The organism is Stutzerimonas stutzeri, from assembly GCF_024448935.1.
Lineage (GTDB): Bacteria > Pseudomonadota > Gammaproteobacteria > Pseudomonadales > Pseudomonadaceae > Stutzerimonas > Stutzerimonas stutzeri_AO.
In genome coordinates, this window is the sequence record NZ_JAMOIE010000125.1 from 1 (window position 1) to 10,387 (window position 10,387).

Genomic DNA, 10,387 nt, shown 5'->3' on the forward strand with positions numbered 1-10,387 from the left:
ATGGATCGCCAGCAAGCTCGCTCCAGTTTGCTGCGCGACAGCGCGGCGCCTGGACGACGGGGGATCTCCTGCAACAGCGCAGCCTGGCTGCTGCCTCAATAAAGCGCCTGGTACAGCTTGCGGCGGTAGGTGGTGACCAGCGGGTGGTCGCTGCCGAGCAGGTCGAATACCTGCAGCAACGTCTGGTGCGGCAGGCCGTCGGCATAGCCGCGATTGCGTACGAACAGCTTCAACAGTCCGTCCAGCGCCGCTTCGTGCTGCTGACGGGCCAGTTGCTGAATGGCCAGCTGGTAGGCCGCCTCGTCATCTTCGGCGTTCTGCGCCAAACGGCTCTTGAGGTCGGCAACCTCCGGCAGGTCATTGGCCTGGCGCAGGAAGGTCAGCTGCGCGCGGGCGCCAGCCAGGGCCTGCTTGTGTTCGTCGCCCTTGACGGCATCGAGCACCAGTTCGGCTTCGCCGAGCTCGCCACGTTCGGCCAGGCAGCGTGCATAGAGGATCAACGCGACAGCGTTCCCGTTGTCTTCAGCCAGCACTTGCTTGAGGAGCTCCTCTGCCTCACCGATGCGGCCCTCGGCGAACAGCGCTTGTGCGGTGTCCAGCGAGTCCGCTTCCGGCGCCGCGGGCGCCTGCACGTGGGGCTCGAGCATGGCGCGAATCGCAGATTCCGGTTGGGCGCCGGCAAAGCCATCGACCGGCTGGCCATCCTTGAACAGCACTACGGTTGGCAGGCTGCGTACGCCGAAGCGCGCAACCACGTCCTGCTCGATATCGCAGTTGACCTTGGCCAGCACGAGCTCGCCCTGATACTCCTCGGTGATCTTCGCCAACAGCGGCATCAGCGCTTTGCAGGGCGCACACCACTCGGCCCAGAAGTCCACCAGCACCGGCTTGTGAAAGGAGTTTTCCAGCACCAGCTGCTCGAAATTGGCGCTGGTGACGTCAAAGATGTAGGGAGTCTGGCTCATTGGAACTCTCGGAATGGGCGCATGCGAAATGAGGCGTGCATGTTAAGTGGGGACGAGCCGATTCGGAAGCAAGGGCGGCACTGATACCCGATCAGCGACCGGGGATCGTCAACGGCCAGCTCGCCAGTTCGCTGTAATGGATACCCGACGAGGTGTTTTCGGAGCAATAGAGGCCGAAGTGGCGCACCGGCCAATGGAATGCTGGTGGCTGGATATCAGGCAAGGCGTGAACCTGGCGTGAAAGCGTGACGTGCGGCAGAAACGGCCGTGCGTCGAGCGTGACGCCGTGGGTGGCCAGCCCCGCGCGCAGTTGCTCGACCAGTTGGTTCAACGGCGGCGGGCTCTGGCTGGGCATCAGGCAGGCGAAATCCTTGCCGATCATCCGCAACTGATCGAGCCGCAGCGCAAAGGTATCGACGCGCACCTTTGCCGCAAGCGGCTGCAAGCCCCCGAGGGAGGCCGCGGGCTGGTTGCCGAGAAAAGCCAGGGTCAGGTGCAGGTTGGCCTGGGCGACGGGCCGACCCTCTATCTCCTGGCTGTCACGCCAGTTGCAGACGGCCTCAGCGAGACCGGAAGGGCAGGCCAGGGCGAAGAACAGGCGTAAGGGTTTGTCGGTCGGCATGTTTCCTCCTGACGGCAGGCGCTGCTTGTCAGCACATCGCGACGGGCACGGCTTCGCGACGGGCGTGGTAGAGGCTGACCCGGCGAAATTCCGCAGGTTCGGCCAGGTCGGGCCAGGTACAGGCGTCAAGGATGTCCAGGCGCTGATACAGCGGGTGCTGGAAATCCCGCACACGGGAATCGGCCACCAACGCGACTTGGCCGCGACTGAGGAACTGATCCAGCAAGGGCAGGTTGGCCCGATCGTAAAGCACGTCGGCAACGATGATCAGGTCGTAGCGGTCGGCCTCGCTGAAAAAGTCGTCCGAATAGTTGAGCTGCACGCCGTTGAGTTCGGCGTTGGCGCGGCACGCGGCAAGGGCCAGCGGGTCCAGGTCGCAGGCCACAACCTCGGCCGCGCCGGCCTTCGCTGCGGCAATCGCGGCGACACCCGAGCCCGAGCCGAAATCCAGGACACGCTTGCCGCGCACCCATTCCGGACGCTCGGCCAGCCAGCGCGCCAGGACCAGGCCGCTGGCCCAGCAGAAGCACCAATAGGGCGGCTCGTCGAGGATTCGCCGGGTTTCCTCCGGGCTGAACGCCCGGTCCATATTGGCCGCATCGATCAGCCATAGACGGATATCGCTGCCGGGCAGCGACTCGATGCTCAGCGCAGCGTCGCCGAGCAGCTCAGCCAGGGCTTGTTGCAGCGCAGCGGGCGGGGTCAAGGCGCTGGCACCAGATGCAGCGGGCCCAGGGACTGGCTGGCCGGGCTGCTCACCTGCACGGTTGGCAGACGCATGATCAACTGCCCCGAGCGGGTCACTCGCCCACGCAGTTCCACGTCTCGACCCTGAGGGAATTTCTCGGCATTGAACTTGAGAATGAAGGGCAGCTCGGTTCCCCGACCCTGCAGCTTCACATTGCTCAGCAGTCGGTCTGGCTGGTCATGGCGGTTGACTTCCAGCAGCGCCAGCTCGACTTCGCTGTCGGCCGGGACGCCGATCAGGCTGCCGTGCAGTTCGTGCATCAGGGTGGTGGCCTGGGGCGGTTCCTCGAAGGTAACCGCCGCAACAGGACGCTGGGATTGCTCACTCGAACACCCAACCAGAACCAGCAGCAAAGCAGGCAGAACAAAGGGGCGTAACTGCACGGACGGCTCCATAACATGAGGTTGATGCGCGCCTGTATAGCAACAATCCGCTCGATTTGTCTTGCTGGCGGGATGCGCTACCATGGCTCTCCCGACGTCTGACAGCTCTGACCCATGCATTGTCCCTTCTGTGGTGCACATGACACCAAGGTCATCGACTCGCGCCTCGTGGCCGAGGGTGATCAGGTGCGCCGTCGCCGTGAGTGCCTCGCCTGCGGCGAGCGTTTCACCACCTTCGAGACCGCCGAACTGGTCATGCCGCGGCTGATCAAGCAGGACGGCAGCCGCCAGCCATTCGACGAAGAGAAATTGCGCGCCGGCATGCAACGCGCGCTGGAGAAGCGACCGGTCAGCGTCGAGCGCCTCGAAGAGGCCATCGCCCACATCAAGCATCGCCTGCGCGCCACCGGCGAGCGCGAGATCAAATCGCGCGTGTTGGGCGAGCTGGTGATGGTCGAGTTGCAGAAGCTCGACGAGGTCGCCTATATCCGCTTCGCCTCGGTTTATCGCCGTTTTCAGGATCTCAACGAGTTCCGCGAGGAAATCGAGCGCCTGTCACGCGAGCCTGCAAAAACCGAATGAGCACCAAGGATCACGCCTGGATGGCCCTGGCGCTGCAGCTGGCGCGCAAAGGGCTGTATTCCACGCATCCCAACCCACGGGTCGGCTGCGTCATCGTCAAGGATGGCGAACGCATCGGCGAGGGCTGGCATGTGCGGGCTGGCGAACCGCATGCTGAAGTTCATGCCCTTCGACAGGCCGGCGAGCGCGCCCGCGGTGCGACTGCCTACGTCACCCTTGAGCCCTGCAGCCACCATGGCCGCACGCCGCCTTGTGCCGAAGCCTTGGTCAACGCCGGCATCGGGCGTGTCGTCGCGGCCATGCAGGACCCCAATCCGCAGGTCGCCGGGCGTGGCCTCGAGCGCTTGCGCAGCGCCGGTATCGAGGTGGCCAGCGGCGTGCTGGAGGCAGATGCCCGCGCGCTGAATGTCGGTTTCATCAAGCGCATGGAGACCGGGCTGCCCTACGTGCGTGCCAAGTTGGCGATGAGCCTCGATGGCCGTACCGCCATGGCCAGCGGTGAAAGCCAGTGGATCACCGGAGCCGCTGCCCGAGCCGAGGTCCAGCGGCTGCGTGCGCAATCGAGCGTGGTGGTGACCGGCGCCGATACGGTACTCATGGATAACGCCAGGCTGACCGTGCGTGCGGCAGAGCTAGGGCTCGATGACGAAATGACCGCGCTGGCCATGCAGCGTCCACCGTTACGGGTGCTGGTGGATGGCCAACTGCGCGTACCGCTGGCCGCGCCGTTCTTCCAGGTCGGCCCTGCGCTGGTGGCAAGCACCCGTTCCGATCAGGCCGAAGTTTATCGGGCAGCGGGTCATGAGGTGCTGACCAGGCTGGGCGATGCGGGGCGTGTGGACCTGCAGGGTTTGCTGCGCGAACTCGCTAGCCGTGGCGCCAACGAGGTGCTGCTCGAAGCGGGTCCGCGGCTGGCTGGCGCCTTTGCCGCGCTGGGGCTGATCGACGAGTACCAGCTGTTCGTCGCGGCCAAGTTCCTCGGCTCCAGCGCCCGGCCGCTGCTCGAGCTGCCACTGGAGCGCATGAGCGAGGCGCGCGAGTTGCGAATCGTCAATATCCGGGCGGTTGGCGACGACTGGAAAATCATCGCCGTACCCACGAACTGACGCCCGCCTGGCCCTTGCGGTCGGTCTCGGCAGCGCATGCCGCTGCCGACGGTTGCCTAGCCGTAACCTCTGACATACCCAATCCCTCGTGGCACCTGTGAAGGTCCGGCGCGTGCGTCCTGGTCGTGTCCTGGTTTGCGCGGAGGATCGGCATAGGGCGAGCGGATCCTGGCTCGGCGTGTCGGTACGAAGACTGCGGGAGTGACGTTCCTTGCTGATCGCCTTGCGTTGCATCGGGTGCGGCTGGCGGTATCTGCGCGCGATCACCCGCTGCGATGCCCATGGACAAACAAGCGCAGCGCTACGAGGATCGTCCGGGATTTTACTGGCTGGGCTGGAGGTCAAAGGATCGTTTGCCGGCTGCAGAACCGGCGCAACTGTGGTAAAAACGGCGCCGGGCCTTAGCGGCCCACGTTCTCAGGGCGGGGTGAGATTCCCCACCGGCGGTAATGACGCAGCCAAAAAAAGCTGGAAAGCGTAGCGAGCGCAGGTCAGGCAAGGCGTGATTCGACGAGAAAGCGGATTTTACTGCGGTAAATGAGCATTTCGAGGAGGATTACAACGCAGCATGGCCTGGGCGCAGTAGCTTTCGATTGGCGTCTAGCCCGCGAGCGCTTGTCTTTGACAAGGTCAGCAGACCCGGTGTGATTCCGGGGCCGACGGTATAGTCCGGATGAGAGAGAGCGGGATGCCTCGACGGGCGCCTTGCGCGCGCGCGTCCACTCCCTATCGATCTGCAGCGCCCTGTTTTATCAAAACAGGAGTTGGTCATATGCATCGTTTCAACAGCCTTCCACGGGAGGCCGTATGTTCACCGGAATAATCGAATCCATCGGGACCATTGGTGCCATGACGCCGAAGGGTGGCGACGTGCGGGTGCTGGTCGAGACCGGCAAGCTGGACCTGGCGGACGTCAAACTGGGCGACAGCATTGCGGTCAACGGCGTCTGCCTGACCGCGGTCGAGCTGCCGGGCAACGGCTTCTGGGCCGATGTCAGCCACGAGACGCTGGCACGCACCGCATTCATCGATCTCAAGCCTGGTAGCCGAGTGAATCTGGAGAAGGCGCTGATGCCGACCAGCCGTCTCGGCGGGCATCTGGTCAGCGGTCACGTCGATGGCGTGGGCGAGGTGGTGGCGCGTGAGGAAAATGCCCGCGCCGTGCAGTTCCGCATTCGCGCGCCGCGCGAGTTGGCCAAGTACATCGCGCTCAAGGGCTCGATCACGGTCGATGGCACCAGTCTCACGGTCAACGCCGTGAACGGCGCGGAGTTCGAGCTGACCATCGTTCCGCACACCCTGGCCGAAACCATCATGGTCGACTACCGCCCCGGACGGCAGGTGAACCTGGAAGTGGACCTCTTGGCTCGCTATCTGGAGCGCCTGCTGATGGGCGACAAGGCCGCCGAGCCCAATGCCTCGGGCCTGACCGAAAGCTTCCTGGCCGAACATGGCTACCTGAACCCGGCTCGTTGAAGAAGGATTGGCCACATGGCTCTGAACACCGCTGAAGAACTGATCGAAGACATCCGCGCCGGCAAGATGGTCATCCTCATGGATGACGAGGACCGCGAGAATGAAGGCGACATCATCGTCGCCTCCGAATGCGTGACCGCCGAGCACATCAACTTCATGGCCCGTTTCGCCCGTGGCCTGATTTGCATGCCGATGACCCGCGAGCGCTGCGAAACCCTGCAGCTGACGCTGATGGCGCCGCGTAATGGCTCCGGCTTCGGCACCAGGTTCACCGTCTCCATCGAAGCCGCCGAAGGCGTCACCACCGGCATTTCCGCCGCCGACCGTGCGCGCACCGTGCAGGCGGCCGTAGCCCGCGGTGCGACAGCCGAGGACATCGTCAGCCCCGGGCATATCTTCCCGCTGATGGCGCAGCCAGGCGGCGTGCTGGCGCGGGCCGGTCATACCGAAGCGGCCTGCGACCTTGCGCGCATGGCTGGCTTCGAGGCCAGCGGCGTCATCTGCGAAATCATGAACGACGACGGCACCATGGCGCGTCGTCCGGAGCTCGAACTCTTCGCCGAGCAGCACGGTTTGAAGATCGGCACCATCGCCGATCTGATCCACTACCGGATGATCCATGAGCGCACCGTCGAGCGGGTCTCCGAGCAGCCGCTGGAAACCGAGCTGGGGCAGTTCAAACTGGTCACCTACCGCGACGGTGTGGAAGACACCGTACACATGGCGCTGACCCGCGGTGAGATATCGCCGGAAAACCCGACGCTGGTGCGCGTGCACAACATGGAGCCGTTGCGCGATCTGCTGCTGGTCACCGTGCCCGGACGCTGGAGCCTGCGCGCTGCGATGAGCGAAGTCGCCAAGGCCGGCAGCGGCGTGGTGTTGCTGTTGGGCAACCCGCTGACCGGGCCGCAACTGCTGGCCCAGCTGAACCGCCAGCAGTTGCCGAGCCCGGCGACCTACAGCACGGTTGGGGCGGGCTCGCAGATCCTGCGCGATCTCGGGGTGCGCAAGATGCGCCTGATGAGTTCGCCGATGAAGTTCAACGCGATATCCGGCTTCGATCTGGAAGTTGTAGAATACCTGCCTGCCGAATAAATGATGTCAGGGCGCCGCGATGCAACGCGGCGCCTTCGTTCTTTAAAGAGATGAGAAACCACCTATGACACTGAAGACCATCGAAGGTACCTTCATCGCCCCGCAGGGCAAGTTCGCCCTGGTCGTTGGCCGCTTCAACAGCTTCGTTGTCGAGAGCCTGGTGAGCGGCGCCGTCGATGCGCTGGTGCGCCACGGCATCGCCGAAGACGCCATCACCATCATCCGCGCGCCGGGTGCCTTCGAGATTCCACTGGTCGCGCAGAAGGTCGCCCAGCAGGGCGAATACGACGCCATCATCGCCCTCGGCGCGGTCATTCGTGGCGGCACCCCGCATTTCGAATATGTCGCGGGTGAATGCACCAAGGGCCTGTCCCAGGTCTCCATGGAGTTCGGCGTGCCGGTCGCTTTCGGCGTGCTGACCGTCGACTCCATCGAACAGGCCATCGAGCGTTCCGGCACCAAGGCCGGCAACAAGGGCGCCGAAGCCGCACTTTCCGCGCTGGAAATGGTGAGCCTGCTGGCGCAGCTGGAGGCCAAGTGAGCCTGAATCGCGACGACAGTCAGGATGCCCCGCAGCCCAAGGCCAAGGGCAAGATCGCCACGCGCCGTGTGGCGCGCAGCCTGGCCATGCAGGCGCTGTATCAGTGGCACATGGCAGGCCAGAGCCTCAACGAGATCGAGGCGCAGTTTCGCGTCGACAACGATTTTTCCGGCGTCGACGGCAACTACTTCCATGAGTTGCTGACCGGTGTGGCGCGGGCCAAGACCGAAGTCGACGGCGCCATCGTGCCGCATCTTGATCGCCCGCTGGCAGAACTCGACCCCGTCGAGCTGGCCGTCCTGCGCCTGTCCACCTACGAGTTGATGCAGCGCATCGACGTGCCCTACCGGGTGGTAATCAACGAGGGCATCGAGCTGGCCAAGGTGTTCGGTGCCACCGACGGGCACAAGTTCGTCAACGGTGTGCTGGACAAGCTGGCGCCCAGCCTTCGCAGTGCCGAGGTCAGCGCTCACAAGCGCTGAGCCTGCACGGCCTGATGGGTGAGTTTGAGCTGATCCGCCAGTACTTCGCCGCCGCCGCTTGTGCCAGGGCTGGCGGCGACGTCGTGCTGGGCATCGGCGACGACTGCGCCTTGCTCGCCGTCCCGCCCGGTGAGCAGCTGGCGATCTCCACCGATTCGCTGGTCGCCGGCGTGCATTTTCCCGATCCCTGCGATCCCTATCTGCTCGGTCAGCGCGCATTGGCCGTGTCGACCAGCGATCTGGCCGGCATGGGCGCTGCGCCCATTGGCTTTACCCTCGCCCTGACGATTCCTTCCGCTAACCCCGCTTGGCTGGGCGAGTTCGCCCGTGGCCTCGACGCCATGGCGGCGGGCTGCGGCATGCGTTTGATCGGCGGCGACACCACGCGCGGCCCGCTGAGCATGACGCTGACGGTGTTTGGGCGCGTGCCGGTAGGCCAGGCGTTGTTGCGCAGCGGCGCGCAGCCGGGGGACCTGCTCTGCGTCGGCGGGCCTCTTGGCGATGCAGCTGGCGCGCTGCCGATCGTGCTGGGTGAGCGCGCGCAGGGCACCGCCGAAGCGGCGGCGCTGCTCAGGCGCTACTGGTCGCCCCAGCCGCAGCTGGCGCTGGGACAGGCGCTGCGCGGCAAGGCGAGCGCGGCGCTGGATATCTCCGATGGCTTGTTGGCCGACTGCAACCATATCGCCGCCGCGTCCGCTGTTTCGCTGGTAATCGAGCAAGCCCGGGTGCCGCTGTCGGACTCGCTGGTGCGTTTCGCCGGGGCTGAGCAGGCCCTGCAATCCGGCTTGGGGGGAGGTGACGACTATCTCTTGGCGTTTACCTTGCCGGCCGATGCGTTACCGAGCCTGCAGTCCGAAGGATGGCCCGTGCACGTCATTGGCCATGTGGAGGTGGGTGAGGGCGTTCGGTTGGTTGATGCTGAGGGAAGGTCTGTGGGCATCGGCCAGCGAGGCTACACCCACTTCACCCGTTGAGCCGCCGGCGCTCGAATCAATCATGAGGACAGCCGTTTGACCGAATCAGCCGCGCAAGCCGAGCCGATCCCGCTCTCGGTGTGGAGCAATCCCTGGCACAACCTGGCCTTTGGTTTCGGCTCCGGCATCTTGCCGAAAGCGCCGGGCACCTGGGGCTCTCTGGTAGCGCTGGCCTTCGTGCCGCTGTGGCAGATGCTGCCGGGCTGGGGATACGGCGCGCTCATCGTCGCCAGCATGCTCTTCGGTATCTGGCTGTGCGGCAAGGTCGCTCAGGATCTTGGCGTGCACGACCATGAAGGCATCGTCTGGGACGAGTTCGCCGGCATCTGGATCACCTTCTGGCTGGTGCCTGCGGGCTGGAACTGGCTGTTGCTCGGGTTCGTCGTGTTCCGTCTGCTGGATATTCTCAAACCCTGGCCGATCAGCTGGGTAGACCGGCAGGTTCACGGCGGGCCGGGCATCATGCTTGATGACATCCTCGCCGGCTTCGCCGCTTGCGCTGTGATGCACATCGCGGTGCGCTTGCTGAGCTGATTGTCTCGGAGGCTCGGGCTGTGCGTCGGATCGCTGTAATGCCGGAAGGGCTCGTGAAACAATGCGGCCTGTCCTGTGCCAAAAGGCTGCCACTGATGCGCCTCGTTTCTTTGTTGCTCTTCTCCACGCTGTCGCTCCTCTCGCTGGCTGTCACCGCTGCACCACGGGTGCAGGTGGTCGGCCTGTTCCCTGGCGCTGCCGTGTTGAACGTCGACGGCCAGCGCAAGCTGGTTCGGGTCGGTCAGGTAGGGCCAGGCGGTGTAGAGGTCATAAGCGCTGATTCGACAGGCGCGGTTCTGCGGGTGGAGGGCGTCGAGCGCAGCTATGGTCTCTCTCGTGAACTGAGCGCCGGCTTTGCCGAGCCTGCTCGTCGGCAACTGAGCATCGCCCAGGGGCAGGGCGGTCACTACTGGATCGCCGGTTCGATCAATGGCCAGCCGGTGCAGTTTCTCGTCGACACCGGCGCCACATCGGTAGCGATCAATGAGATCCAGGCGCGGCGCCTGGGAATCGATTACCGGGTCGATGGCCGGCAGATCGTCGTCGGCACCGCAAGCGGTACCGCCAAGGCCTGGCGGGTGCAGCTCAATAGCGTCAAGGTCGGCGCCATCGATGTGCTGGGTGTCGAGGCGGTCGTGCTCGAGGGTGCGGCGCCGTCTGACGCCCTGCTCGGCATGAGCTTTCTCAGTCGGGTCAGCTGGCGGGAAGATCAAGGTGTGTTGAGGCTTGAATCGAAAATATAATAAAAAGCCGATAAGAGCGCTGGAGGCTGGAAGGCCGGACGAAAAGGCAGCGGAACGTTGGTGTTTCGAGATGCAAAAACTGCGGAAAAGCGAAAAAAACTTGACAGGGGAGCGTTCGGGGCCAAACCCTGTCCAG

13 protein-coding genes are annotated in these 10,387 nt (G+C 64.6%); 9 read left to right on the plus strand and 4 right to left on the minus strand.

What is annotated here, in order from left to right; translation table 11 throughout:
• Window positions 1–95: 95 nt before the first annotated feature.
• The 4 genes from trxA to NA637_RS22665 all read right to left on the minus strand — a co-directional run bounded on the left by trxA (window position 96) and on the right by NA637_RS22665 (window position 2,718).
• Window positions 96–965 (minus strand): thioredoxin, encoded by an 870-nt coding sequence (gene trxA / locus NA637_RS22650; RefSeq protein WP_256074784.1) that lies wholly within the window; start codon window positions 963–965, stop codon window positions 96–98.
• Window positions 966–1,056: 91 nt separating this feature from the next.
• Window positions 1,057–1,587: an RNA 2',3'-cyclic phosphodiesterase gene (gene thpR / locus NA637_RS22655; protein WP_256074787.1), complete on the minus strand. Its 531-nt coding sequence runs from the start codon at window positions 1,585–1,587 to the stop codon at window positions 1,057–1,059.
• A gap of 28 nt (window positions 1,588–1,615) precedes the next feature.
• Complete coding sequence (locus tag NA637_RS22660; protein ID WP_256074788.1) at window positions 1,616–2,293, minus strand: class I SAM-dependent methyltransferase; 678 nt, start codon at window positions 2,291–2,293, stop codon at window positions 1,616–1,618.
• Window positions 2,290–2,718 (minus strand): YbaY family lipoprotein, encoded by a 429-nt coding sequence (locus tag NA637_RS22665; protein ID WP_423836759.1) that lies wholly within the window; start codon window positions 2,716–2,718, stop codon window positions 2,290–2,292. The genes NA637_RS22660 and NA637_RS22665 overlap by 4 nt, the downstream gene beginning before the upstream one ends.
• A gap of 114 nt (window positions 2,719–2,832) precedes the next feature.
• On the opposite strand from NA637_RS22665, the gene nrdR reads away from it, so the two are divergent.
• The 9 genes from nrdR (at window position 2,833) to NA637_RS22710 (ending at window position 10,251) form a co-directional block, all read left to right on the plus strand.
• Window positions 2,833–3,300 (plus strand): transcriptional regulator NrdR, encoded by a 468-nt coding sequence (nrdR, locus tag NA637_RS22670; protein ID WP_045424280.1) that lies wholly within the window; start codon window positions 2,833–2,835, stop codon window positions 3,298–3,300.
• A complete protein-coding gene (gene ribD / locus NA637_RS22675; RefSeq protein WP_256074790.1) occupies window positions 3,297–4,406 on the plus strand; it encodes a bifunctional diaminohydroxyphosphoribosylaminopyrimidine deaminase/5-amino-6-(5-phosphoribosylamino)uracil reductase RibD in 1,110 nt (369 codons plus the stop codon). Before nrdR ends, ribD begins: the two co-directional genes overlap by 4 nt.
• Before the next feature lie 807 nt (window positions 4,407–5,213).
• Window positions 5,214–5,882, plus strand: a complete 669-nt coding sequence (locus NA637_RS22680) for a riboflavin synthase (RefSeq protein ID WP_256074791.1) — start codon at window positions 5,214–5,216, stop codon at window positions 5,880–5,882.
• Window positions 5,883–5,897: 15 nt separating this feature from the next.
• Window positions 5,898–6,977 carry a bifunctional 3,4-dihydroxy-2-butanone-4-phosphate synthase/GTP cyclohydrolase II gene (ribBA, locus tag NA637_RS22685; RefSeq protein ID WP_256074792.1) on the plus strand — a complete coding sequence of 360 codons (1,080 nt, stop codon included), beginning with the start codon at window positions 5,898–5,900 and terminating at the stop codon, window positions 6,975–6,977.
• Window positions 6,978–7,041: 64 nt separating this feature from the next.
• The gene (gene ribE, locus NA637_RS22690) at window positions 7,042–7,518 is read left to right on the plus strand and encodes a 6,7-dimethyl-8-ribityllumazine synthase (protein ID WP_019340068.1); all 477 of its coding nucleotides are present in this window, start codon (window positions 7,042–7,044) and stop codon (window positions 7,516–7,518) included.
• On the plus strand, window positions 7,515–8,000 hold the full coding sequence (gene nusB / locus NA637_RS22695; RefSeq protein WP_256074793.1) for a transcription antitermination factor NusB: 486 nt from the start codon (window positions 7,515–7,517) through the stop codon (window positions 7,998–8,000). Before ribE ends, nusB begins: the two co-directional genes overlap by 4 nt.
• 14 nt (window positions 8,001–8,014) lie before the next feature.
• On the plus strand, window positions 8,015–8,974 hold the full coding sequence (gene thiL, locus NA637_RS22700) for a thiamine-phosphate kinase (RefSeq protein WP_256074794.1): 960 nt from the start codon (window positions 8,015–8,017) through the stop codon (window positions 8,972–8,974).
• Window positions 8,975–9,010: 36 nt separating this feature from the next.
• Entirely contained in the window at window positions 9,011–9,508 is a 498-nt protein-coding gene (locus NA637_RS22705) for a phosphatidylglycerophosphatase A family protein (RefSeq protein ID WP_256074795.1), read from the plus strand.
• A 95-nt stretch (window positions 9,509–9,603) separates the two neighbouring features.
• Window positions 9,604–10,251, plus strand: coding sequence for a retropepsin-like aspartic protease family protein (locus NA637_RS22710; RefSeq protein WP_256074796.1), 648 nt, complete (start codon window positions 9,604–9,606; stop codon window positions 10,249–10,251).
• Window positions 10,252–10,387 lie beyond the last annotated feature (136 nt).